At 68.6% G+C, this 23,852-nt stretch carries 26 protein-coding genes; 11 read left to right on the top strand and 15 right to left on the bottom strand.

The features are described from left to right. Positions 1-6: 6 nt before the first annotated feature. From AC1RAA_RS04295 to gbd, 3 genes are all read right to left on the bottom strand, one after another. On the bottom strand, positions 7-444 hold the full coding sequence (locus AC1RAA_RS04295; protein WP_492726699.1) for a hypothetical protein: 438 nt from the start codon (positions 442-444) through the stop codon (positions 7-9). 24 nt (positions 445-468) lie between these two features. Beyond that, positions 469-2,811 (bottom strand): type VI secretion system Vgr family protein, encoded by a 2,343-nt coding sequence (locus AC1RAA_RS04290; protein WP_492726697.1) that lies wholly within the window; start codon positions 2,809-2,811, stop codon positions 469-471. A 176-nt stretch (positions 2,812-2,987) separates the two neighbouring features. Next, complete coding sequence (gene gbd / locus AC1RAA_RS04285; protein ID WP_070060622.1) at positions 2,988-4,124, bottom strand: 4-hydroxybutyrate dehydrogenase; 1,137 nt, start codon at positions 4,122-4,124, stop codon at positions 2,988-2,990. Positions 4,125-4,187: 63 nt separating this feature from the next. Here gbd and AC1RAA_RS04280 point away from each other — a divergent pair, with 63 nt between their 5' ends. From AC1RAA_RS04280 to AC1RAA_RS04270, 3 genes are read left to right on the top strand one after another with little or no spacing between them, the layout of a single operon-like run. Then, positions 4,188-5,060: a 2-keto-4-pentenoate hydratase gene (locus AC1RAA_RS04280; protein WP_492726694.1), complete on the top strand. Its 873-nt coding sequence runs from the start codon at positions 4,188-4,190 to the stop codon at positions 5,058-5,060. 50 nt (positions 5,061-5,110) lie between these two features. Beyond that, a complete protein-coding gene (locus tag AC1RAA_RS04275; protein ID WP_492728323.1) occupies positions 5,111-6,025 on the top strand; it encodes an alpha/beta hydrolase in 915 nt (304 codons plus the stop codon). After that, a complete protein-coding gene (locus tag AC1RAA_RS04270; protein WP_492726692.1) occupies positions 6,022-6,906 on the top strand; it encodes a YbgC/FadM family acyl-CoA thioesterase in 885 nt (294 codons plus the stop codon). The genes AC1RAA_RS04275 and AC1RAA_RS04270 overlap by 4 nt, the downstream gene beginning before the upstream one ends. A 15-nt stretch (positions 6,907-6,921) precedes the next feature. Here the strand turns inward: AC1RAA_RS04270 and AC1RAA_RS04265 are convergent, their stop codons facing one another. Then, on the bottom strand, positions 6,922-7,851 hold the full coding sequence (locus AC1RAA_RS04265; protein WP_492728321.1) for a hypothetical protein: 930 nt from the start codon (positions 7,849-7,851) through the stop codon (positions 6,922-6,924). Between the two features lie 146 nt (positions 7,852-7,997). Beyond that, positions 7,998-8,924, bottom strand: a complete 927-nt coding sequence (gene ygfZ / locus AC1RAA_RS04260) for a CAF17-like 4Fe-4S cluster assembly/insertion protein YgfZ (protein ID WP_492726690.1) — start codon at positions 8,922-8,924, stop codon at positions 7,998-8,000. Between the two features lie 138 nt (positions 8,925-9,062). On the opposite strand from ygfZ, the gene mltG reads away from it, so the two are divergent. The 6 genes from mltG (at position 9,063) to AC1RAA_RS04230 (ending at position 13,733) form a co-directional block, all read left to right on the top strand. Further along, a complete protein-coding gene (gene mltG, locus AC1RAA_RS04255; RefSeq protein WP_492726687.1) occupies positions 9,063-10,088 on the top strand; it encodes an endolytic transglycosylase MltG in 1,026 nt (341 codons plus the stop codon). Positions 10,089-10,093: 5 nt separating this feature from the next. Beyond that, a complete protein-coding gene (tmk, locus tag AC1RAA_RS04250; RefSeq protein WP_492728319.1) occupies positions 10,094-10,765 on the top strand; it encodes a dTMP kinase in 672 nt (223 codons plus the stop codon). Continuing rightward, a complete protein-coding gene (locus tag AC1RAA_RS04245) occupies positions 10,762-11,784 on the top strand; it encodes a DNA polymerase III delta subunit-related protein (RefSeq protein WP_095947640.1) in 1,023 nt (340 codons plus the stop codon). The genes tmk and AC1RAA_RS04245 overlap by 4 nt, the downstream gene beginning before the upstream one ends. Beyond that, positions 11,781-12,164 carry a PilZ domain-containing protein gene (locus AC1RAA_RS04240; protein ID WP_062472893.1) on the top strand — a complete coding sequence of 128 codons (384 nt, stop codon included), beginning with the start codon at positions 11,781-11,783 and terminating at the stop codon, positions 12,162-12,164. Before AC1RAA_RS04245 ends, AC1RAA_RS04240 begins: the two co-directional genes overlap by 4 nt. An 85-nt stretch (positions 12,165-12,249) precedes the next feature. Continuing rightward, positions 12,250-13,056, top strand: a complete 807-nt coding sequence (locus AC1RAA_RS04235) for a TatD family hydrolase (protein ID WP_492726685.1) — start codon at positions 12,250-12,252, stop codon at positions 13,054-13,056. Continuing rightward, the gene (locus tag AC1RAA_RS04230) at positions 13,053-13,733 is read left to right on the top strand and encodes an ankyrin repeat domain-containing protein (protein WP_095745272.1); all 681 of its coding nucleotides are present in this window, start codon (positions 13,053-13,055) and stop codon (positions 13,731-13,733) included. The genes AC1RAA_RS04235 and AC1RAA_RS04230 overlap by 4 nt, the downstream gene beginning before the upstream one ends. A gap of 208 nt (positions 13,734-13,941) precedes the next feature. On the opposite strand, the gene AC1RAA_RS04225 is transcribed toward AC1RAA_RS04230, so the two are convergent. Next, a complete protein-coding gene (locus tag AC1RAA_RS04225) occupies positions 13,942-14,349 on the bottom strand; it encodes a RidA family protein (protein WP_492726684.1) in 408 nt (135 codons plus the stop codon). A gap of 130 nt (positions 14,350-14,479) precedes the next feature. On the opposite strand from AC1RAA_RS04225, the gene AC1RAA_RS04220 reads away from it, so the two are divergent. Beyond that, complete coding sequence (locus tag AC1RAA_RS04220) at positions 14,480-15,418, top strand: LysR family transcriptional regulator (RefSeq protein ID WP_492726682.1); 939 nt, start codon at positions 14,480-14,482, stop codon at positions 15,416-15,418. Here AC1RAA_RS04220 and AC1RAA_RS04215 read toward each other — a convergent pair. The 8 genes from AC1RAA_RS04215 to AC1RAA_RS04180 all read right to left on the bottom strand — a co-directional run bounded on the left by AC1RAA_RS04215 (position 15,410) and on the right by AC1RAA_RS04180 (position 21,762). Next, positions 15,410-17,107 (bottom strand): long-chain fatty acid--CoA ligase, encoded by a 1,698-nt coding sequence (locus AC1RAA_RS04215; protein WP_492726680.1) that lies wholly within the window; start codon positions 17,105-17,107, stop codon positions 15,410-15,412. The two genes, AC1RAA_RS04220 and AC1RAA_RS04215, sit on opposite strands and share 9 nt — an antisense overlap. Before the next feature lie 100 nt (positions 17,108-17,207). Beyond that, positions 17,208-17,657, bottom strand: coding sequence for a nuclear transport factor 2 family protein (locus AC1RAA_RS04210; RefSeq protein ID WP_492726678.1), 450 nt, complete (start codon positions 17,655-17,657; stop codon positions 17,208-17,210). Positions 17,658-17,710: 53 nt separating this feature from the next. Beyond that, positions 17,711-18,322, bottom strand: coding sequence for a TetR/AcrR family transcriptional regulator (locus AC1RAA_RS04205; protein WP_157755062.1), 612 nt, complete (start codon positions 18,320-18,322; stop codon positions 17,711-17,713). A 100-nt stretch (positions 18,323-18,422) separates the two neighbouring features. Further along, the gene (locus tag AC1RAA_RS04200) at positions 18,423-18,914 is read right to left on the bottom strand and encodes a nucleoside deaminase (RefSeq protein WP_492726676.1); all 492 of its coding nucleotides are present in this window, start codon (positions 18,912-18,914) and stop codon (positions 18,423-18,425) included. A gap of 19 nt (positions 18,915-18,933) precedes the next feature. Then, entirely contained in the window at positions 18,934-19,269 is a 336-nt protein-coding gene (gene uraH, locus AC1RAA_RS04195; RefSeq protein WP_062472877.1) for a hydroxyisourate hydrolase, read from the bottom strand. A gap of 48 nt (positions 19,270-19,317) precedes the next feature. Further along, positions 19,318-19,833: a hydroxyisourate hydrolase gene (locus AC1RAA_RS04190; RefSeq protein WP_492726673.1), complete on the bottom strand. Its 516-nt coding sequence runs from the start codon at positions 19,831-19,833 to the stop codon at positions 19,318-19,320. After that, on the bottom strand, positions 19,826-20,380 hold the full coding sequence (gene uraD / locus AC1RAA_RS04185; protein ID WP_095947650.1) for a 2-oxo-4-hydroxy-4-carboxy-5-ureidoimidazoline decarboxylase: 555 nt from the start codon (positions 20,378-20,380) through the stop codon (positions 19,826-19,828). Before uraD ends, AC1RAA_RS04190 begins: the two co-directional genes overlap by 8 nt. Positions 20,381-20,430: 50 nt before the next feature. Then, entirely contained in the window at positions 20,431-21,762 is a 1,332-nt protein-coding gene (locus tag AC1RAA_RS04180) for an MFS transporter (protein WP_070060608.1), read from the bottom strand. 198 nt (positions 21,763-21,960) lie between these two features. Between AC1RAA_RS04180 and AC1RAA_RS04175 the strand changes: the two genes are divergently transcribed. After that, complete coding sequence (locus tag AC1RAA_RS04175; RefSeq protein WP_062472868.1) at positions 21,961-22,923, top strand: LysR family transcriptional regulator; 963 nt, start codon at positions 21,961-21,963, stop codon at positions 22,921-22,923. A gap of 16 nt (positions 22,924-22,939) precedes the next feature. Here the strand turns inward: AC1RAA_RS04175 and AC1RAA_RS04170 are convergent, their stop codons facing one another. Beyond that, the gene (locus AC1RAA_RS04170) at positions 22,940-23,812 is read right to left on the bottom strand and encodes a winged helix-turn-helix transcriptional regulator (RefSeq protein WP_492726671.1); all 873 of its coding nucleotides are present in this window, start codon (positions 23,810-23,812) and stop codon (positions 22,940-22,942) included. Between the last annotated feature and the right edge of the window lie 40 nt (positions 23,813-23,852).

Here is a 23,852-nt window from a genome sequence, read left to right as displayed (position 1 = left end):
GGGGGGTCAGCTCCGTGCGGGTGCCACTTCGAGCGGCGTGCGCTGCCGGTCGACCGCCACCACGTCGGGGTGCGCCGGGTCCTGGACCAGGTGCAGGGTCGCGCCCGGCACCGCGAGGCGGGGCAGCAGCAACTCGTCGACCAGCGTGCGCAGCACCACGCTCGGCACCGGGGACGACGGCGGCATCTGCAGCGTGAATTCGAGCGCGACCATGCACTGGCCATGGCTGCCCGGGCTGGTGAGCTGGTGCTCGGAGCGCCGCACCTGCGCCACCACGCCATGCGTGGCCACGCCGGCAAGGCCCAGGCGCTCGCCGATGCGCCGCTCCTGCGTGTACTTTCGCTGTTCGCGCGTGGCCGTGACGACCACCGCGACGCCGGCCAGCAACGCCCCGCCCATCATCACGGCGAAGACGCTCCAGAGGACCTGTTCCCAGATGGGCATTGGCGATGCGATCGATTCGGCGGCTCAGACCTTGACGGTCATCGCCTTGGCGGCGAAGGCCAGGCCGCCGCTGGCGATCTTCATGCCGATGTTCGCGACCTTGAGCATCTTCCCCTCGATCTCGGTCGCCGAGTTCTGCGAGCGGAACACCGCCACGTCGAGCCGTATGCCCGAGAACTGCGAGTTGAGGATGTAGTTCTGCTGGCGCAGTCCCCACAGGTCGAGCGCCAGCCCGACCGCCGAAAAACGCGCCCCCACGCCACCCGCGCGGTACCAGCGCCAGTCGTTGCTCTTGGCGTAGTTGTTGATGTAGGTCTTCGAGTTGTTCGTGTAGTCGTTCGTGATGTTCTTGTAGACCTTGGACGTCGTGTTGTAGACGTTGGTGTTGATCACGTGCTGCGTCGTGTTGTGGATGTGGTTCGTGGTGTTGAAGGTCACGTCCGGCGAGGTGTGGACCGTGGGTCCCGTCACCGTGGTGTTCGACGGGCCGTTCACATGCACGGTGTTCGACGTGTTGATGGTGTCGTTGCGGCCCGCGCTCACGAAGCGGATTTCCTGCCCGTCGATGGTGCCGTGGAAGCCACCGCTGATGGCGAGCGTCACGCCGCCGGAAATGGTGTCGTTCAGCCCGCCGCTGAGCGTGCGCGTCTTGCCGCCCGTGATGCGCTGCGTCACGCCGCCGCTCACGGTTTCGCTGAAACCGCCCGTCACGTCGCGCGTGTCGCCGCCGGTGATGGTTTCCGTCGCACCGGCCGTGATGTCGCGCGTCTCGCCGTCCTGGTAGGTGGCCGACTCGTGGCCCTTGATGAGGGTGGTGCGGGTGCCGTCGGTGGTGTGGGTCTCGTCGGCTTCCACTTCGACGTCGAGGTTGCGCTCGGCGTGCAGCAGGATCTGCTCGGCGCCCGCGCGGTCCTCGAAGCGCAGCATGTTGGCCTGGTTGGCCGCGCCGCCGGTGCTGGAGCGCGTGAGGATGCCGCTGGCCGTGGCATTGGCGGGAAGCTCCCACGGCGGCATCTGGTCGCTGTTGTAGACGCGGCCGGTGATGATGGGGCGGTCGGGCTGGCCGCCGATGAAATCGACGATCACTTCCTGGCCCACGCGCGGCATGTGCATGGTGCCGTAGTTGGCGCCGGCCCAGTTGCTCGACACGCGCACCCAGCACGAGCTGTTCTCGTCCGACTGGCCGTAGCGGTCCCAGCGGAACTGCAGCTTCACGCGGCCGAAGCGGTCGGTCCAGATCTCCTCGGGGCCGACCACGGTGGCGGTCTGCGGGCCGTTGGTGCGCGGGCGCGGCGTGGTGCGCGCGGGTCGGAAGGGCACGGCCGAGGGCAGCACGGTGAAGTCGAACTCGCACACCGATTCGCTGCTGCCGCCGGTCGAGTACTCGGGCTCGCGCAGGTCGTAGCGCGTTCCGGTGACGAGGTACTCGCGGTTGTCGGCCTCGCGCGGGCAGTGCGTCATCTCGAACAGGTGGCCCGGCGCCATGCCCACCACGTTGGTGTGGCCCGAGGCCAGCTCGTGCGCGCACTGCAGCTCCTGCAGGCGAATCTTCGCGTAGGCGTCGCCTTGCTGGTGCTCGCTGTAGCCGCCGAGCCATTCATAGACTTCGTAGGTCGCGTGGTCGTGGCCCTTGGGGTCCTGCTGCACGCTCTGCAGCGAGGCGCGCGACTTTTTGAAGTCGAAGTCGTCGAGCATCACGCGTCCCGAGGTGATCTGCTCGGCCACGCGCCAGCGGTCGATGCAGGGCTCCAGCGCATTCACCACGCGGTCGCGCGGGCGGTAGGGAATGCGCGCGTGGCCCGGCAGCGGGTGGTAGCCGCCCGTGTCGTCGGCCAGCACCAGCAGGTGCGAGCCGTTGCCGTGCTCGAAGTGATAGGCGATGCCTTCGTGCTCCATGAGGCGGCTCACGAAGGCGAAGTCGCTCTCCTGGTACTGCACGCAGTACTCCCACGGACGGTAGCTGCCGGTGAGGCGCTTCTCGAACTGGAAGCCGTACTTGCCCAGCACCGCGTCGAGCACCTCCGGCACGCTCTGGTTCTGGAAGATGCGGCAGTCGGTGGTGCGCGTGAGGTACCACAGCCACGGCTGCACGAGCGCGCGGTAGATGTAGTGGCGGCCAGTTTCGTTGGCCCGGCCGACCAGCTCGAAGCGCACCACGGTGCCGTTGAGGTGGCGCGTTGCGCCGTCGTCGGCAATGGCCAGCGTGAGCGAGGTGCCGAGCAGGCGCTTCAGGTCGAGGTTGAAGCTGGTGCTGACCATGTCGACCTCGAACTCGAAGAGTTGCGAGAGTCCTTCGTTTCCCCGCATCGCGCGGAACTTGAGCTGCTCGGCGCTCAGGACGGTATGGACTTGGACGGTACGCGGCATTCGACACTTCCCTGACCCCTCGGGCTTTCACGGATGCGAAGCCTCTGCAGATGGAGCCAGGCCAGTATGAAAACGCCGCGTGTCACATCCATGACGCGCCCCATGCAAAAAGGCCGTCGAAACGGCCTTTTGTGAAAGCGGATGCACGCCTGCGCAGCAGGAGTGACGCAAAGGTTTTACATCGACGCTTCGAGCATCGCCTTGTAGTCGTCGCGCGTGGCCAGCCGCGGGTTGGTCTTGTGGCAGTGGTCGGCCATGGCGCCGTCGATGATCTGCTCGAACATCGCGGGCGTCACGCCCACTTCGGCCAGGCCCTTGGGCAGGCCCAGGCGCGCGTTCATGTCGCGGATCGCATGGCCGAGGTCGCCGGCCGAGTCCAGGTGCATGGCCTGTGCCATGCGCTGCAGGCGCTGTTCCTTCTGCACCGACTCTGCACCCGAATTGAAGTGGATCACCGCCGGCAGGAAGAGGGCATTGAGCGTGCCGTGGTGCAGGCGCGGATCGACGCCGCCCAGGCTGTGGCTCAGCGAGTGCACGCAACCCAGGCCCTTCTGGAAGGCCATGGCGCCCTGCATCGACGCGCTCATGAGGTTCAGGCGCGCCTCGCGGTCGCTGCCGTCTTTCGTCGCGCGCTCGATGTGGCCCCAGGCGCGCTCCAGGCCGTCGAGACCGATGCCGTCGGCCGGCGGGTTGAAGGCGGCCGACATGAAGGTTTCCATGCAGTGCGCGATGGCGTCCATGCCGGTGGCGGCCGTGAGCCGCGGCGGCAGGCCGAGCGTGAGCTCGGGGTCGCAGATGGCGGCCTTGGGCATCAGGAACCAGCTGTGAAAGCCCAGCTTGCGGTGGTCGTCGACGATGACGATGGCGCCGCGCGCCACCTCGCTGCCGGTGCCGCTGGTGGTGGGCACGGCAATGAGCGGCACCGCGCGCTCGGTGATCTTGGGCGAGCCGCCTTCGATGGTGGCGTAGGTCTTGAGCGGGCCGTCGTGCGTGGCCGCGATGGCCACGCCCTTGGCGCAGTCGATGGCCGAGCCGCCGCCCACGGCGATGAGGCCGTCGCAGCGGCCGCTGCGGTACAGCTCGACGGCGGCGCGCACGGCGGCCTCGGTCGGGTTGGAGGGCGTCTGGTCGAACACCGAGACCTCGAGATCGGCGATGGCGTCGAGCGCCTTCTGCAGCACGCCGGCCGCGCGCACACCGGCGTCGGTGACGATCAGAGGGCGGTTGATGCCGATGCGCGCGCACTCGCTCGACAGGAGCTGGATGGCGCCGAATTCGAACTGGATCTGGGTGAGGTATTGGATGAGGGCCATGAGGGGGAACGCCCGAGGGCAGTACGATTGCTGACCGTTCGAATCTAACAAGAGGGGACATTCTTGCCCACCAACAAAACCCTTGCGTCTGTCGCACTGGGCTCAGCGCTGCTGGCCGCCTCGGCCCAGGCCGCCTGCCTCAGTGACACCCAGGTGGCCGACTTCGCCGCCGCGCAGGCAGCGCGCACGCCCGCCGCCGACATCGAGAACCTCAGCGAGGCCGACGCCGCCTGCACACGCGCCAAGCTCAACGTGCTGCATGCGCGCAACCTCGGTAACGTGGTCGGCTACAAGGCGGGCCTGACCAACCCCGCGGTGCAGAAGCGCTTCAACTACGACCAGCCCGTGTGGGGCGTGCTCTACCAGCGCATGCTGCTGGACAGCGGCGCGGTGGTCGATGCGGCCTTCGGCGCGCGGCCGCTGTTCGAAGCCGACATGCTGGTGCGCGTGAAGAGCGCCGACATCCACAAGGCGAAGACGCCGGCCGAGGTGCTGGCCAACATCGACCAGCTCATTCCCTTCATCGAGCTGCCCGACCTCGCGGTGCAGACGCCCTCGAAGCTCAACGGCCCGGGCGTGGCCGCCATCAACGTCGGTGCGCGGCTCGGCGTGCGCGGGCTGCCGGTCGATGTGCCGGCCACGGCCGACGGCCAGTCCTGGATGCTCGAAAGCCTGCGCGACATGCGCGTGGTCATGAAGGACGGGCAGGGCAAGGAGCTGGCGACCGGCAAGGGATCGGACATCCTCGAGCACCCGCTCAATGCCGTGGTGTGGCTGGCCGGCGCGCTGGCCAAGGAAGGCATCGCGCTGAAGCCGGGCGACCTGATCAGCCTGGGCTCGTTCTCGCCGCTGCTGCCGCCCAAGGCCGGGCAGACGGTGGTGGTGAGCTACGAAGGGCTGTCGCGCATGCAACCGGTGGTGGTGTCTTTCAAGTGAGCACGACCACGACAGCGAACCGCCTCGCGCAACCCGCACTCACCCCGAAGATGGCCGGCGTGGTCGAGCGCATGGCGCGCGCGGGCCATCCGCCGCTCGACCAGCTCACGCCCGACGAAGCCAAGGCCTCGTATGAAAAGGGCGCGGGCGTGCTCGAGGTGCCCAAGCCCGAACTGGCACGCATCGAAGACTTCCACATCGCCGCGCGCGACGGCCACGCGATGCCCGCGCGGCTGTACGCACCGTCGGCCGAGGTGCTGCCGGTGCTCGTGTACTTCCACGGCGGCGGCTTCACGGTCGGCAACATCCGCACGCACGACACGCTGTGCCGCGTGCTCAGCCAGAAAAGCGGCTGCGCGGTGGTGTCGGTCGACTACCGGCTCGCGCCCGCGCACAAGTTTCCGACCGCGTCGAACGACGCCTGGGACGCCTTCCAGTTCATCGCCACGCAAGGTGCCAGCCTCGGTCTCGACGGCACGCGCCTGGCGGTGGGTGGCGACAGCGCAGGCGGCACGCTGGCGGCCGTGTGCGCCATCCTGGCGCGCGATGCCGGCCTGCCGGTGGCGCTGCAGTTGCTCATCTACCCCGGCATGGCCGCGCACCAGGACACCGAGTCGCACCGACGCCATGTCGATGGCCCGCTGCTGACCAAGGCCATGATCGACTTCTTCTTCGCCCAGTACGTGAACACGCCCGCCGACCGCGACGACTGGCGTTTTGCGCCCTTGCTGGCCGACGACGTCGACGATGTGGCGCCGGCCTGGATCGGGCTGGCCGAGGCCGACCCGGTGGTGGACGAAGGCATCGCCTACGCCGACAAGCTGCGCGCCGCGGGCGTGGCGGTCGACCTGGAAATCTACCGTGGCGTGATCCACGAATTCATCAAGATGGGCCGGGCGATTCCCGAAGCGCTGCAGGCGCAGAACGACGCGGCCCGCGCACTGAAAGAGGCATTGAACCCATGAGCGAGAACAACAACACCCCGGTCCGCCGCGAGGACTTCCATTACTTCCATCGCCTGCGCGTGCGCTGGGCCGAGGTGGACATGCAGAAGATCGTCTTCAACGCGCACTACCTGATGTACTTCGACACCGCCATCGCCGACTACTGGCGCGCGATGGCGCTGCCGTACGAAGAGGCGATGCATTCGCTGGGCGGCGACCTGTACGTGCGCAAGGCGACCATCGACTTCCGCGCCTCGGCCCGCATGGACGACGTGATCGACGTGGGCATGAAGTGCGCGCGCATCGGCAACTCGTCGATCATTTTCCAGGGCGGTCTGTTCCGCCAGGACGAGTTCCTGGTGGGCTGCGAGCTCGTCTACGTGTTCGCCGACCCGGCCACGCAGACCTCGAAGCCCGTGCCCGCGGCCCTGCGCGAGACGCTGACGGCCTTCGAGGCCGGCGAGCCGATGCGCACCGTCGAGACCGGCGACTGGGCCACGCTCGGCGAAGGGGCGAGCGCGCTGCGCCGCGCCGTGTTCATCGAGGAACAGAACATTCCCAAGGAGCTGGAGTGGGACGCGCACGATGCCGTCGTGCTGCACGCGGTGGCGCGCAACCGGCTCGGCCAGGTCATCGGCACCGGCCGGCTGCTGCCCGCCGAGGACGGTGTCTCGCACATCGGCCGCATGGCGGTGCACCGCACCTTGCGCAGCGGCGGCCACGGCGCGGCCGTGGTGCAGGCGCTCGAAGAGGCAGCCCGCGCACGCGGCGACCGCGAAGTGGCGCTCAATGCGCAGCGCAGCGCCGAGCGTTTCTATGCGCGGCTCGGCTACGTGGTGCACGGCCAGCCTTTCGAGGAAGCCGGCATCGCGCACATCGAGATGCGGCGCGCGCTGCGCTGAGCGCAGCGCCTTCAATCAATAGCGGGCCGGCGGGTCCGGCACGTAGCCGGGGTCCGAGCCCGGGAACGGCGACGGACCCGACGGGCGCGGCCAGCGCTGCGGCACCGGAATGACGCCCGCGGCGACCAGGTTCTCGCGGCTGTCGTAGCGGATGCGGATCACCTCGTCGGGCTGCGAGTTGGCGCGCTCGAAGGTCGTCTTGCCGACGTACGAGGTCTCGCGCCGTCCGTGGGCCGTGCCCAGGCTCGGGCTGGGCGCCGACTGGCGGGCCATGGCGCTGGCCGACGACTCGGCGGCCATGTCGGCATTGCCGGCGTTGCCGGCGGGTGGGGCCGCCTTGGCGCGCGCATCGCCCATTGACGACGGTGCCGGCGGCGCCTCGCTGCGCCGTTCGCGATTGCTGTTGCCGCCGCTGTACTCGTCGCGCGACGGATAGGGCGTCACGACCGGCGGCGGCGGTTCCGGTCGGCGCTCGCGGAACATCGCGACGCCGATCACGCCCACGTCGTCGGGGCGGCCCGTGCGGCTCGCGTAGGAATTGCCGGCGGCGGCGAACTCGAAGGCCGCGATCTGCGAATCGCTCTTGCGCCAGCCCGCGATATCGCTGCGCTCGCGCGGGCCGAACACGTAGCCGTTCTGGCCGACGCCGGCGGTTTCGCCCGTGACGACGTTGACGCCGTCCACCGACATCACGGCCATGATGCGTTCGCCCATCGCGTTGCGCGCCCGGATCGCATAGCGTGCGCCGGGGCGGCCGGCCACCCAGTACTCGCCGCGGTGGCGGTAGATCGGCAGCTCGGCGCCGCTCGTGCGGTCGACGATGCTGATGTTCATCAGGCCGCCGATGCGGCTGGCGCCGGAGGGGTACGGCCGCATCGGGCTTTCCGCCCCCGCCGACAGCGCGGTCAGGGCCAGGACGGTGGTGAGGAGAAGTCTGCGCTGCATCATGGTGGCTTCCTTGCCAGGAGTGGATCGATGCAGGCTTCTACGGCGGGGCCTCGCGAACGGGGTTAAGCGTCGCGCAAAAAAATGGCGCTGTCGGTGAGACAGCGCCAAGCGCCCCCGGAAAGAAGGCAGGGACGCAGGGGAAATCAGATGTCTTCGAGCAGCGGATAGGGCAGCGGCTCGACCGACAGCGCCGGTCCGCCCGGCGCCCCCGCGTGCAGGCCGCCGGCCTCGAGTGCGGCGATCTGGATGGAGATGAGCGCCGACCAGCCGCCATCGGGCGCGGGCGCGGCCTGCGCCACGGTGCCCACGGGCTGTTCGGCGTCGTTGGCTGCGAACACCTCCTGGCCCGCGGCCAGCGGCGCGTCGGTCTGCGCGAGGTAGGTGCGGCGCTTGAGCGTGCCGCGGAACTGGCTGCGCGCCACGATTTCCTGGCCGGGGTAGCAGCCCTTCTTGAAGTTCACGCCGCCCACCGACTCGTAATTGATCATCTGCGGCACGAAGGCCTCGATCACCGGCGTGGTCAGCGTGACGATGCCGCTGCGCACCTCGCTCCAGGGCCACAGGGCGACGTCGAGCGTGGGGCCCACGGGCGCCTTCTGGTCGGCCGGCGCGATCCACAGCGCGCGCGGCACGCCGTCGGCCGGGTACAGCGACACCACGCTGATGTCTTCGCCGATGGCCGTGCGGCGACCGGGCGGCAGGGCCGCGTCGAGGCCGTTGGCGGTCAGGGCGGTGCCGGCCACGCCGTGCAGCGCGAACTGCTCGGTGGCGTCGGTCAGCTTGACCTTGGCGCGCAGCACGTACATCGACAGGCGCTTGAGCGTGGCCGCCAGGATGTCGCGGCTGCACACCAGCAGGATGAGTTCAGGTTGCGGGCGGATGCCGATGAAGCTGGCGATCACGCGGCCCTTGGCCGTGCAAAGCGCCGCCAGGCGGGCTTCGGTGGCGCCGAGCAGCGAGAAATCCTGCGTGAGCTGGCCGTGCAGGAAGCTGGCGGCATCGGGGCCTTCGGCGCGGATCACGCCGAGGTGGGGAAGGGTGCTCACCCCGTTGAGAACGACTGTGGTCATCGCTGAATTATCATGGCCGTGCCTGTTCCTTCGGGGCGGCAGGGATTCCCCGTCGCAGCGACGGGGCCGGCCGTTCCCGCGGGTCGGTGTCCATCTGCTTGCCAGCCCTTTTTCTTCCTCCGTCTTTTCCTCGGATTCGTGCGCAGCTTCTTCCTCACGCTCTTCCTGCTCGTGGCCCTGGCCGTCCTGGCGCTCGGCGGCGCCGGTCTCTGGTGGGTGCACCAGCCGCTCAAGTTGCCGACGCCCAGCGTCGACCTGTCGGTGGAGCCCGGCACCACGCCGCGCGGCATCGCGCAGGCCGTGGCCGACACCGGTGTCGACGTGCAGCCTCAGCTGCTGTACCTGTGGTTCCGCGTCTCGGGGCAAGACCGCCAGATGCGCGCCGGCAGTTACGAACTGGAACGCGGTGTCACGCCCAAACTGCTGCTCAACGTCCTGGTGCGCGGCGAGGAAGCCACGCGCAGCGTGGTGCTGGTCGAAGGCTGGAACATCCGCCAGGTGCGCGCCGCGCTCGCCAAGTCCGAGCAGCTCAAGCCCGAAAGCGTGGGCATGAGCGAAGACGCGTTGATGGCCGCGCTGGGCAAGCCGGGCCTGCACCCCGAAGGCCGCTTCTTCCCGGACACGTACACCTACTCGAAGGGCTCGACCGACATCGCGCTGCTGCAGCGCGCCATGCGGGCCATGGACAAGAAGCTCGAGGCCGCCTGGGCAGCGCGCGCGGCCGATCTGCCGCTCAAATCGGCCGACGAGGCGCTTATTCTGGCCAGCATTGTCGAAAAGGAGACAGGCAAGGCCAACGACCGCGCGGAGATTGCCGCCGTCTTCACCAACCGGCTGCGCATCGGCATGCCGCTGCAGACCGACCCGACCGTGATCTACGGCATGGGCACCGCCTTCGACGGCAACCTGCGCAAGCGCGACCTGCAGACCGACACGCCCTGGAACACCTACACCCGCGGCGGCCTGCCGCCCACGCCGATCGCCATGCCCGGCAAGGCCGCGCTGCTGGCGGCCGTGCAGCCGGCGCAGAGCAAGTCGCTGTACTTCGTCTCGCGCGGCGACGGCACGAGCCAGTTCAGCAGCTCGCTCGATGACCACAACCGCGCGGTCAACCGCTACCAGCGAGGCGGTGGCAGCAGCTCCCAACCCAAGGCGACCCAATGAGTTCGATCAGCAATGGCGGTCTGTTTCTGACGCTGGAAGGCATCGACGGCGCGGGCAAGTCGAGCCACCTCGACGCGCTGGAAGCCCGCTTCAAGGCACAGGGCCGCACCGTGGTGCGCACGCGCGAACCCGGCGGCACGCCGCTGGCCGAGACGCTGCGCGGGCTGGTGCTCGAACAGCCGATGAACCCGCTGACCGAATCGCTGCTGGTGTTCGCGGCGCGCTGCGACCACATCGCCCAAGTCATCGAACCGGCGCTGGCGCGCGGCGAGGTCGTGCTGTGCGACCGTTTCACCGACGCCACCTTCGCCTACCAGGGCGCGGGGCGTGGCTTCGACACCGCCGTGCTGTCGACGCTCGAACAGTGGGTGCAGGCGGGTCGGGCCGGTCTGCCTGCGTCGCAACTGCTGCAACCCCAAGTGACCGTGTGGTTCGACCTCGCCCCCGAGATCGCCGCCCAACGCCTGGCCGGCGCGCGCGTGCCCGACAAGTTCGAGGCCCAGCCCGTCGAGTTCTTCCGCCGCGTGGCGCAGGGCTATGCGGCCCGCGCCGCTGCCGATGCGTCGCGCTTCGTGCGCATCGACGCGAGCCAGGCCCGCGACCAGGTCTGGCAGCAGATCGACGCGGCGCTGGTGGCGCGCGGCGTGCTGTCGCCGGTGCAGGGAGCCACGCGATGAGCGAACCGGTGAACACGCTGACCCCGTGGCTGCGCCAGCCCTTGGCCGAACTGCTGCGCCAGCGCGGCCATGCCTGGCTGCTGCAAGGCCCGTCGGGCATCGGCCAGTACGAACTCGCCCTGGCGCTCGCCGCCGCCTGGCTGTGCGAACAGCCGGTGGAGGAGGGCGGTGCCGCCTGCGGCCACTGCGCGAGCTGCCACGCCATCGAGGTCCGCACCCACGCTGACCTGTGCGTGCTGATGCCCGAGGTCGCGATGCAGGAACTGGGCTGGCCGCTCGACGAAAAGGCGCAGTCCGACATCGACGACAAGAAGCGCAAGGCCAGCCGCGAGATCCGCGTCGAAGCCATGCGCGACGCGGTCGGCTTTGCCCAGCGCACCAGCGCGCGCGGCCGCGGCAAGGTCGTGCTCGTGTACCCGGCCGAGCGCATGAACACCATCACGGCCAACGCGCTGCTCAAGACGCTCGAGGAACCCGTCGGCGACGTGCGCTTCGTGCTCGCCAGCGAAGCCGCGTGGCAGCTGCTGCCGACCATCCGCAGCCGCTGCCTGGGCTTCACGCTGCCATGGCCCGAAACCGCCGAGGCCGAGGCCTGGCTGGTGGCGCAGGACGTGCCCGCCGCCGACGCCGCGCAGTTGCTGCGTGCCGCGGGCGGACGGCCCAGCGATGCGCTGCGGCTGGCGCGCTCGGGCCAGTCGCCCAAGGCGTGGTCGCTGCTGCCCAAGGCCGTGTCGCGTGGCGACGTGGGCGCGCTGGCCGACCAGGCGCCGGCCCAGGCCGTCGTCTCGCTGCAAAAGCTCTGCCACGACCTGATGGCCGTGGGCCACGGCGCCGAACCCCGTTTCTTCGATGCGGCCGACCTGCCACCGGCCCCGCACAAGCTGGCGCTGGCGCGCTGGTCGAAGTCGCTCGCCGCCGCCGCGCGGACCGCCGAGCACCCGTTCAACGCCGGCCTCATGCTCGAAGCGCTTGTGAGCGAGGCGCGAAGCACCCTAAACTCTGCCGCTCGCCGCCCATGAACCAACCTGTCGCTCCCGCCGCCGCTTCGTCTGCCACGCCCGCCCGGCCGAGCGTCATCCAGCTCGCCATCAAGGAAAAGGGCGCGCTCTACGCGGCCTACATCCCGCTGTTTGCCGAGGGCGGCATCTTCATTCCGACCACGCGCGAATACCGGCTGGGCGACGACGTCTACGTGCTGCTCACGCTGCCCGAAGACCCGCAGCGCTATCCGGTGGCTGGCAAGGTCGCCTGGATCACGCCGGCCCGCGCCGCCGGCAACCGGGCGCCGGGCGTCGGTGTGCGCTTTCCCTCGGACGAGAAGTCGCGCCAGCTGAAGGCGCGCATCGAAGCCGCGCTCGGTGGCTCCATGGCCTCCGACCGCCCGACCCAGACCATCTGAGTTCTTTCTCCGCCGCCGTCCCCGTGACGCGGAACTCCGGACACGGCGCGATCTCCCACAGGCGCGCCGCACTTCATCCTTTCCGATGTTCACCGACTCCCACTGCCACCTGACCTTTCCCGAATTCGCGGACCAGATGCCCCAGATCCGCGCTGCCATGGCCGCCGCCAAGGTCGACCGGGCGCTGTGCATCTGCACCAAGCTCGAGGAATTCGACGACGTGCAGGCCCTGGCCGCCAGCTACGACAACTTCTGGGCCAGCGTGGGCGTGCACCCCGACAACGAGGACATCGCCGAGCCCACCGTGGAAGACCTGGTGCGCCTGTCGGCGCGCCCGCGTGTCGTGGCGATCGGCGAAACCGGCCTCGACTACTACCAGATGGAAGAGCGCAAGGGCGGCCGCAGCATCGCCGACATGGAGTGGCAACGCGACCGCTTCCGCGTGCACATCCGCGCCGCGCAGCAGACCCGCAAGCCGCTCATCATCCACACGCGTGACGCCTCGGCCGACACGCTGGCGATCCTCAAGGAGGAGGGCGAAGACGGCGCGGGCAGGGCGGCCGGCGGCGTGTTCCATTGCTTCACCGAAACCGCCGAGGTGGCGCGCGCCGCGCTCGACCTGGGTTTCTACATCTCCTTTTCGGGCATCCTGACTTTCAAGAAAGCCCAGGACCTGCGCGACGTGGCGGCCTTCGTGCCGCTGGACCGCATGCTGATCGAGACCGACAGCCCCTACCTCGCGCCCGTGCCGTACCGCGGCAAGACCAACAATCCGTCGTACGTGCCCTTCGTGGCACAGCAGATCGCCGAACTGCGACAAATGCCCGTAGAGGACATCGCCAAGGCGACAAGCGACAACTTCGAAACATTGTTCAGGGAAGTCAATTCATGAAAAACTACTTTAAGAAGTCGATATATCTTGTTGTCATGGCTGCATCTTTTGCAGCGCATGCCGGTTCGTTCGAAGACTTTTTCCGTGCCGTGCGCGGCGACAACGCCAGCGGTGTGCGCACCCTGCTGAACCGCGGTTTCGACCCGAACACGCGCGACGAACACGGCCAGACCGGTTTGATGCTCGCGCTGCGCGAGCCGTCGCCGAAGGTCATCCAGGTGCTGATGGAGTCGCCGCAGCTCAACGTCGATCTGGCCAATGCCAAGGACGAGACGCCGCTCATGCTGGCGTCGATCAAGGGCCAGCAGGACCTGGTGGTGCAACTGCTCAAGCGCGACGCTGCCGTCAACAAGACCGGCTGGGCACCGCTGCATTACGCCGCCAGCAGTGGGCAGCTGTCGATCATGAAGCTGCTGCTCGAGAACCACGCCTTCATCGACGCCCAGTCGCCCAACGGCACGACGCCGCTGATGATGGCCGCGATGTACGGATCGAACGATGCCGTGAAGCTGCTGTTGGCCGAAGGCGCGGACACGGCGATGAAGAACCAGCTTGGCATGACTGCCGTCGATTTCGCGGTGAAAGCGAATCGAGCGGAGTCTGCGGAGCTGATCAAGGCGGCTGGGGATGCGAAGGCGAATGGGGTGAAGGCGGTGCCGAAGGATGGGAAGTGGTGAGCGGCTGGATGGGTTGAATGCGGCTGGGATGGTCCATCTGAAATCAACACAATGTGCATTATGTAAAATGACTTGTGTGCGTGCGGAACGCTTGCCGCGGTGAACCTGAGAACCTGGGCAGTCCTCGACCCGAGCCCAATGCCCTTCCGGCCTTCGCACTTCGCCCAGCCCCTCATTTCAGGCCAGAGCGAAGTAGCCCAGAGTCGGATCAGCTCAGCATGCTCCCATCCGGCAGCTTCGCAATCACCTTGATCTCGAACTGGAAGCCATAGAGCCACGTCACGCCGATCCCGGTCAGCGTCGGGTGCGGCGCTTCGCCCCAGTACTCGGGCACCAGCTTCCAGATCGTTTCGAAGTTCGATTCTGGATCGACGATGAAGACCGTCACGTCGACCACGTCGTCGAAGGTGCAGCCCGCGGCTTTCAGGATGGCGTTCAGGTTGTCGAACGCGCGCCGCACCTGCGCTTCCAGTTCAGGTTCCGGCGAGCCGTCTTCGCGGCTGCCGACCTGCCCGGACACGAACAGGAAGCCGTTGGATCGGACGGCCGGCGAATAGCGGTTGCGCTCATAGAGCGCCTGGCGCCCGGGTGGAAAAACGACGTCGCGTGAGGCCATGGGCTGCTTTCTTTCTGCGGTGAGTGAGGACGATGCAGGGACTTTAGGAAGCCATGCGCCATCGATAAACGGGCAAAGCCAACAATCACTGTTTGCAGATCCCAAACAATCGCCGCGCAGGAGCCCTCCCATGGACCGTTTCGATGCAATGCAGGCCTTCACCCGCGTGGTGGAAGCCGGCAGCTTCACCAAGGCCGCCGACACGCTGCACATGAGCAAGACCAGCGTGACGCAGTTGGTGCAGCAGCTGGAGGCGCGGCTGCGTGTGAAGTTGCTCCATCGCACGACGCGCAAGGTGAACGTCACGGCCGATGGCGCGGCGTACTACGAGCGTGCGGTGCGGTTGCTGGCCGACCTGGACGATGCCGAGACCAGCCTGTCGAGTGCCGCCGCCCTGCCCCGCGGCCGCCTGCGGGTGGACGTGCCCAGCCCGCTGGCGCGCATGATCCTGGTGCCCGCGCTGCCGGCCTTCCATGCGCGCTACCCCGACATCCAGCTCGACATGGGCGTGAGCGACCGCATGGTCGATGTGATCGGCGAGAACGTCGATTGCGTCGTGCGCGGCGGCGAGCTCACCGACCCCTCGCTCATGGCCCGTCGCGTGGGCGACCTGCAGCTCGGGGTTTATGCAGCACCGAGCTATCTCGAGCTGGCCGGCGCGCCAACACATCCGCGCGAGCTGGAAGACACGCACCACCGCATCGTCGGCTTCCTGTGGTCGCGCCACGGCAAGACCTTTCCGTACGCCATGCGCCGCGGCGGCGAGCGCGTCGACGTGCAGGGCCGCTACGTGCTCTCGGTCGACGATGGCAATGCCTACCTCACGGCCGGGCTGGCGGGCCTGGGCATCCTCTGGCTGCCGGACTACATGGCCGCGCCGCACCGGGCACGCGGCGAACTGGTGCCGCTGTTCGAAGACTGGCAGCTCGATCCGATGCCGCTGTACGTGGCGTTCGCGCCGAACCGGCATGTGAGCGCCAAGCTGCGCGCGTTCATCGAATGGGTCGCCGGGCTCATGGCGCAGCATGCGCCGGTCGTCGTTCGCCCGGGCCCGCCGGATTCACGTTGACGCAGCCTCTGCTTCCTGCAACGCCCGCCACATCACCTTGCCGCTGCCGCTCTTGGGCAGCGTGTCGACGAACTGCACCACGCGCGGCGCCTTGTACGCCGCCATGTTCGCGGCGCACCAGTCGATGATGTCCTGCGCGCTCACCGGCGCTTGCGCAGGCTTGAGCACCACCAGCGCCTTGACCGATTCGCCGCGGTAGGCGTCCCGGGTCGCGATCACGCAGGCCTCCTGGATCGCCGGGTGGCGGAACATCAGCGCTTCCACCTCGGCCGGCCAGACCTTGAAGCCGCTCGCGTTGATCATCCGCTTGAGGCGGTCGGTGACGAAGAAGTAGCCCTCCCCGTCCACATGCCCCATGTCGCCGGAGCGGAAGAAGCGCTTGCCGTCGATCTCGACGAAGGCGGCCTCGGTGTCCGCCGGCCGCTTCCAGTAGCCCGCGAAGACCTGCGGCCCGTGGATCACGATCTCGCCCTGCGCACCCGGTGCGACCTCGCAGCCCGTGTCGGGGTCGATCACGCGCGCGTCGGTGCTCATGAACGGGATGCCCAGGCACTGCAGCTTGGGCGCATCGGGCGGGTTGTAGTGCGAGGGCGCGGCAGTTTCGGTGAGGCCGTAGGCCTCGACGTAGCGCAGGCCGTACTGCTCGAACAGCCGCTGCGCGACCGCCTGCGGCATCGCCGCCCCGCCGCCGCCGATGGCGACCAAGCTCGACAGGTCGAAGCGCGCGACGTTCGGGCTGGCCAAGAGGTCGATGACCATGGTCGGGATGTTGGCCCAATGCGTGACCTGGTGCGTGGCGATCAGCCGGCCCGCCAGCTCGCGGTCCCAGCGCGGCATCAGCACGGCCGTGGCACCCACCTGCATCGCCGCATGCATGACACCGACCATGCCGGTGATGTGGAACATCGGCACGGCCACGAGGTGGATGCTTTGTGGCGTCACGTTGCCCCAGGCGTTGATGGCCATTGCGTTGTGCATCGCGTTCGCGTGGCTGAGCATGCAGCCCTTGGGCAGGCCGGTCGTGCCGCTGGTGTAGGGCAACAGGGCCAGTGCGTCCGCATCGGCGCGGGCCACGGGCGGTGCTTCTTCGCAGGCCAGGCAGTCGGTCCACGCATGCACCGTACCGCCGGCCAGCGTCGGCAGTTCGCGTCGCGGCAGCAGCCATGGCTCCCAGGCTGCCGGCATGTCCTGTTCCGACAGCGCGGCCGGGTCGAAGGCATCGGTGAACTGCGTCACGACGAGGTGGCGCAGTTGCTGCGCCTGCGGCAAGGCGTCGCTGGCTTTCGCGAGCTCGACCGCGAGGTCCGCCGTCGCGATCGCCACCTGCGCATCGGGGTCCACGATGAAGTGCTTCAGCTCCTCGGCGCGGTTCATCGGGTTGACCGGCACCACCACGGCATCCGCGCGCAGGATCGCGAAATGCGCGATCACCAGCTGCGGGCAGTTCTGCATCGCCAGTAGCACGCGGTCGCCGGGGCGCACGCCCAGCGCATGCAGGCCGGCCGACAGGCGCTCGACGGCGGCCCACAGCTGCGCATAGCTCAGCGTGCGGCCCATGAAGATGAGCGCAGCCTTGTCGGGAAAGCGGCGGGCATTGACCGCGAGGTTGTCCCAGAGCGGCGTGCGTGCCGCGTGCAAGGCGCGAGGCAGGCGTCGGGGCCAGAACGTGTGATGCGGGCGGGTGTGCATGGCGTGCTCCTGGTGGGTGGTAACCGATCGTTGGGCGTGGCTGCGCCCTGCCCGCTTCCGACAAGCCGGAAGCGGGAGCGATGCTTCAAGAACGAGACGGCTACGGCTGGCCGGGCGCGATGCCCGCGCGTGCAAAGGCGGCCTGCGACTGGGCGCCGTTCATGTAGACGTCCTTGCGCGTCACCTCGCCGGCATCGTTGACGTCGACGACGTCGAGCATCTCGACGCGCGCGGTGAACGGCTGCCCTGCCGTGTCCTTCAGCGGCAGCACCATCACCCACTCCAGCACCCAGTGCCGCGCGCCGAACAGGCTGCGCCGCAGCTCGAAACTGAAGGGATAGCGGGCGAACACGCCGACGCAGTACTGGCGCAGCGCCTCGCGCCCGCGCACCGGCGCGGAGCCATCGCGCAGCCAGTAGGTCGTGTCTTCGGAATGCAGCGACGCGATGCGGTCGGGGTCGCGTGTTTCCCATCCGACGTGGTAGCGCGCGAACAACGCTTCGGTCCCCAGGGCGGGGTCGGCGGGATCGGTCTTGCCAGGAAACGCCATGTCTGTCTCCGTCGGATGCGATGGAGAAAATTTACCGACTCAAAGTCGGTTTGTCAATCCGGGTGCGAATCCGACCCGTGTTGCTGCAGCCCGCACAGCATGGTTTCGAGCAACCGGCAGTGCAACTGCACCGCGGCCATCGGGTCTTGCGCCGCCCCACAGGCCAGTGCGGCTTCAGCCACCGCGCCGGCGATGAGCCGCGTGGCGGCCTCGATCTCTTCGGGTGGCGTGCCCGCCGGCATGATGGCCACGAGCCCGGTGCGGATCGAGTCCATGAAGTGGCGATCGTCGATGCCGCGCCAGCGCTCCCAGCCGAGCACCACGGGCCCGTCGACCAGGATCAGTTGGCGCAGGCCTTCCTGCGTGGCCGCTTCGAGGTAGATGCGCAGGTTGGTCGCGATGGTGTGGGGCGAACGGTGCCCTTCGATGCGCTGGATGCGCGTGCCGAGTTCCGCAGCAAGCTCGGCCTGCACCGCATCGAGCACGGCTTCGAAGACGTCGTGCTTGGCGCGAAAGTGGTGATACAGGCCGCCCTTGGCGATCCCCGCGCCGGCCGCGATGTCGTCGATGCTGACGGCCGCGAACCCCCGCTCGATGAACAGCTGTCGCGCCGAGGCGAGGATGGCCCCGACGGTGGTTGCGCTGCGCTTGGCCTGCTGGACCATGTGCGTCTTTCTCCTCGATGGCTGCTGCGCCACGTGAACACGCGGGCAGTATGGCACGCAGCATCGGCCCGGCAGGCCCGGGCGCAGCGCTGTCTCTGGCTCAACCCGCCGGCTGCGCCACCTTGCTCCAGGCTTCGTACAAGTCCTCATCGGCCTCATCGCGCACCGGCAGCGAATGCAGCTTCATCTCGCGCTGCTCCAGCGGCCGGGCGATCTCGACGTAGCCGCGCGCGGCCGACAGGTCGAAGGGGTCGCCGTCTTCGTTCGAGTAGGCGTAGAAGACCTCCTTCACGCCCGACAGGTACATCGCCGTCAGGCACATCGAGCACGGGTAGCCGCTGGCGTACACGGTGCAGCCCGACAGGTCGGTGCTCTTCAGGGCCTTGGCGGCGGCGCGCACGGCCTGCATCTCGGCGTGGGCCGAGGGGTCGCACAGGGCGTCCACCTCGTTGACGGCGGTGGCAATCACCTTGCCGTCGCGCGCGATCACGGCGCCGAAGGGCCAGGTCTTGCGTTCGCGGATGTTGCCCATGGCGAGGCGGATGGAGTCGAGCAGGTACGCGCCTGCGTGGGGGTCATGGGATGTGGTCATTCAGGAAAAGCTCCCGCGGTCAGCTGCCGCGATAGGTGGAAAAAAACCAGGGGGCGCACAGCATCGGCACGTGGTAGTGCTGCGCGGCGTCGGCGATGGCGAAGCGCACGGGCACCACGTCGGACAGCGCATCGGCCGCCTTGAAGTGGTCCCCGACGTGGAACTGCAGCTCGAACTGTCCGGTGCGCGCCGAGGCAGCGGCCAGCATGGGCGCGTCGGTGCGGCCGTCGGCGTTGGTGCGCGTGCTGTTCAGGCGCGTCGGCGGCGTGGTCGCCACGTCGTAGAGGTCGACCTTCAGCCCGACGAGCGGGCGGCCGGTGGTGATGTCGAGCACGTGGGTGGTGATACCGGTCATACGAAGAAAACTCCTTGCAGACGATGGGAACGAACGGGGCCTGCTTGGTCAGCTGCCGCGCGAGTAGGTGTAGCTCCACGGGCCGAACTGGATCGGCAGGTGGATGCGCTCGGCCACGTTGGCCACGCGGATGCGCACCGGCAGCTTCGACAGGAACGGCGGCGTAGGCAGGCGCGACTGCTTGCGCGCAAAGTACTCGTCCACGTGCAGCAGCAACTCGTAGTCGCCGGCGCGGTAGCCGTCGCCGATCAGCAGCGGCTCGTCGGAGCGGCCGTTGCCGTTCATGGTCACGGTGCGCAGCAGCTTGAAGCCGTCGCCCTCGCGCACCGAGAAGTCGATGCGCAGCCCGGTCGCCGCGGCGCCGTGGAAGGTGTCGAGCGCATGCACGGTCAAGCGCGGACTCACGCCGTGCAGCACGATGGGGCCGCTGGCCTGGGCCGGGCCGGCGGGTGCGGCCGTTGTTTGCGCAACAGCACCATGGGGCGCCAGGGCCGCGGCGCCGAGCGCGAGGCCCGACAGCGCGAAGCGACGGCGTGCGGGCAGGGAAATTTCTTTCTCAGGCATGGACCGCTCCTTGGGAGGTGGACGCACCCAGCAGCGTGTCGATGCGCCCGCGGGTGATGAGGCCGATCTGCGTCAGCGCTGCGCGGCGCTCGGCTTCGGTGGACTCGGCGGCGCGGCTGCGCAGCGCCTCGAAGATCTGGCCCTTGGTGCTGCGCCGCACCGCGATGATGAAAGGAAAGCCGTGCCGCTCGCGGTACACGCGGTTCAGCCGCTGGATCTCGGCCATCTCTTCGCGGCTCAGGGCGTTCAGGCCCGCACTGCCCTGCTCGCCGACCGATTCGGCGGTCATCGTGCCGGCCTGGGCTTCGCGGCCCGCCAGCTCGGGGTGGCCGCAGAGGAACGCCAGCTGCTGGGCGTCGGGTGCGCGACGCACCACGTCGAGCATGGCTTCGTGCAGCGCGTCGATGGTGGCGAAGGGCCTTAGCGACCAGGCCGAGCGTGCGACCCAGGGCGAGTTCTCGAAAGTCGGCCCGAGTGCGGCGACGAACGCGTCGCAGTCCATGGCGTTGAGCGCCTGGAGATCGAAACGATGGGCGTGGGAAGGCATGGAGAGCATCTCCTTTGTATTCAGACAGTCGGACGAAGGGGTGGAAGGAATCAGCGCGCGGGCGTCTTGTGCAGGCGCGGCACGAACAGCAGGATCAGCACGGTGGCGCAGATCTCGACCGCCGCGACCACATACAGGCCCGGCGCCAGGCTGCCGGTGGCGGTCTTGATGAGGCCCAGCATCCACGGCGCGCCGAAGCCCGCGAGGTTGGCGATCGAGTTGATCAGCGCCACGCCGCCGGCGGCCGCGGTGCCGGCCAGGAAGCGGTTGGGCATCTGCCAGAACACGGGGATCGCGCTCATGGTGCCGACGATGGCCAGCGTGAGGCCCGCCAGCACCAGGGCCGGGCTCTGGCGCAGGAACAGCGCCACCACCAGCAAGGCACCCGACCCCAGCGCCGCGGCCAGCGCGCAGTGGTAGCGCGACTCCTGGTGGCGGTCGGAGTGGAAGCCGTTCCAGATCATGCCGGCCGCGCCGCACAGGTAGGCGCCGGCCATGATCCAGCCCACGGTCAGCGGGTTGGTGAAACCGATCTCTTTCACCAGCGTCGGGCCGTAGAAGGTGAGCGACGAGTTGGCCGCGATGATGCAGAAGAAGATCAGGATCAGCAGCCAGAACTTGCCGTTCTTCAGCGAGGCCAGCATGCTGTGTTCGCGGTGGCCCAGCGTCTTGCGGTCGCGTTCCAGGTCGTCGTGCACCAGCTGGCGTTCACGCGCCGTGAGCCAGTGGGCCTGCTCGGGCCGGTCGGTCAGGTAGAAGTAGGTGGCGATGCCGGCCAGCACCGAGGGAATGCCCTCGAGCAGCAGCACCCACTGCCAGCCGGCCCAGCCGTTCACGCCATGCATGTTGTTCATGATGGTGCCGGCCAGCGGCCCGCCGATCACGCCCGCGAAGGCCGAGGCCGACATGAACATGCCGAAGGCCTTGGCGCGCCGGCTGTCGGGGAACCAGTAGGTCAGGTACAGGATGATGCCGGGGTAGAAGCCCGCCTCGAACACGCCCAGCAGGAAGCGCAGCAGGTAGAACATCTCGGTGCTCTTCACGAACATCGTGGCGATCGAAGTCAGGCCCCAGCCGATCGTGATGCGCATGATGGTCTTCTTGGCGCCGATCTTCTGCAGCAGCAGGTTGCTGGGCACCTCGAAGAAGAAGTAGCCCAGGAAGAAGATGCCCGCGCCCAGCCCGTAGGCCGCTTCGCTCCACTTCAGGTCGTCCAGCATCGTCAGCTTGATGAAGCCGATGTTGACCCGGTCGATCCAGGCCAGCACCCACAGCAGCATCAGGAAGGGAATCAGGCGGAAGATGATCTTGCGGTAGATGCCGTCCAGTTCCGCCGTGGCGGTGTGTTCCCGGACCGGCGCCATCGTGGCGTCCATGCTCATGGTTGTCTCCATTTCTAGGTGTGGACGGGACGCGCCGCCTGGGACCTTCTGTGGGCCCGCTTGCGGCTGCCGTTCCCGCTGGTGGCGAACTGTAGGCAGATATCGCGGCCCCGGATCACGCTCTCTAGAATGTGCGACATAACGGTTTGCCATGATGGTGCTGCCGCCGGCAACGCCTCTTTTCTCCGCCCTGCCGCCATGTCACGCTCCCACGCCCCCGTCGACACCTACCTGCTGCGCGTGCTGGTCGCCCTGGTGGCCGAACGCAGCGTCTCCCGGGTGGCCGTGCGCATGAACCAGACCCAGCCCGCCATCAGCACCGCCCTGCGCCGGTTGCGCGAGGTGTTCGCCGACCCCATCCTGGTGCGCGAGCGCAGCGGCATGGTGCCCACCGAGCGGGCGCTGCAGCTGCGCGACCGCGCGCGCGGCGCGCTGCTCGAAATCGACCGCATGCTCTCGGGCCCGGAGCAGTTCGAGCCCGCCTCCAGCGCAATGACCTTCCACCTCGCGCTGCCCGACTACCTGGCGATGAGCTTCCTGGCCGACGTGACCACGCGGTTCCGCGCCGAGGCGCCGCACGCGCGGCTGGTGGTGCACCCGCTGAGCGTCACCTACGACTACGAGCGCGCGCTGGCCCAGGGCGAGCTCGACATCGTCATCGGCAACTGGCCGCAGCCGCCCGACCGGCTGCACCTGTCGCTGCTGCTCGAAGACGACCTGATGTGCCTCATGGGCAAGAACAACCCGCTGGCCGCCAAGGGCGCCATGACGATGGAGCGCTACATCGCCGCGCGCCACGTGGTGCCCACGCCGTATGCGGCGTCGCAGCGCGGCGTGGTCGAGACGCACCTGGCCACCTTGCGCCAGACGCGCGAGGCCTGCATTGCCGTGCCCTACTTCACCGTGGCGCCGCACCTGCTGGTGGGCACCGACCTGGTCTTCACCACCGCGCGCCATTTCGCGATGCAGTTCGTGCACACGCTGCCGCTGGTGGCGGTGCCCGCGCCGCAGGGCTTTCCGCGCATGCGCTTCTACCAGCTGTGGCACGACCGCTCGCAGCACGAGCCGGCGCACCGCTGGCTGCGCGGCATCCTGGCGGCGGTGGCGTCGGGGTTGGCGCGGCCCGATGCGGCGGAAGCTGCCGCACCAGCAAGCGCCTAGGCTGATTGCCTTTCGCTCAGGCGGCCGAACCCGGCGCAGCGGCTGCGCTCCCCCACGCGCGTTCCCCTGCCCTTCGGACGGGTTCCCGCTGCCGGCGCCTGTTCTCTTCCGGCGCGCTGGCCGTGGTGCTCAGCCGGTAGCCCTGCCCCGGGACCGCCTGCAGTTCCAACCCATGGCGTCCGGCGCCCAGGCCGAGCTTGCGCCGCAGGCCGCACACGTTCGTGGAGAGCACCCCGGAGCCGCAGCGATGGCCGCTGTCCCAGACCAGCGCGCGCAGTGCGTGATGGGTCAGGACCTGATCGACGTTCCTGAACAGCACGATGGCCAGGTCGAACTCATTGGGCGTCAATTCGACCCGGATGCCGGCCACCTGCGCGCTGTCCGCGGACAGGTCGAAGCGGAATGCCCCCCACTCGACGAACTGGCCCGCCACCCGTGCCCGGTGCCACTGCAGGAAGCACCGCATCAGGAGGTACGCCTCTTCGAACGAAGACGGCGCCACCTCCACGTGGTCGGATTCGCGTGCATGCAGGACCGCCAGTTCACGCAGGCCACGCTTGCCGCCGCTCAGGACCAAGGGGCACTCCGGGCCCACCTGCTCCCGCACCTGGGCGATCAGTGCGCCCGCGGCGCCGGCGTCCACCGGGCAGGCCACGACCACGGCGTCGAAGCGAAGGTGGAGGTAACGGCACGCCTGCATCAATTCCAATGCACTGGTGAAGACCAGCGGCCAATGGCCGAGCCTGCGGATGGCCCGCCCCATCTGCTGTCGGGGCCGGAGTTCCGGGTCGATCACCGCAATGGTGGCGCACGCGGTCTCGCCCCACGTGATGGGCAGCAGCAGCGTGGAGGGGGTGGCGGTGTGGACAGTGCAATGACTCTGCTTCAAGGATCACTCCAGAGGTGGATGGATGGATCGGATGTCGAAT

The sequence above is a fragment of the Variovorax sp. GW823-FHT04F07 genome (assembly GCF_058795995.1).
Note: the sequence above shows the minus strand (reverse complement) of the source record. Positions and strands in the feature narration are given on the sequence as shown.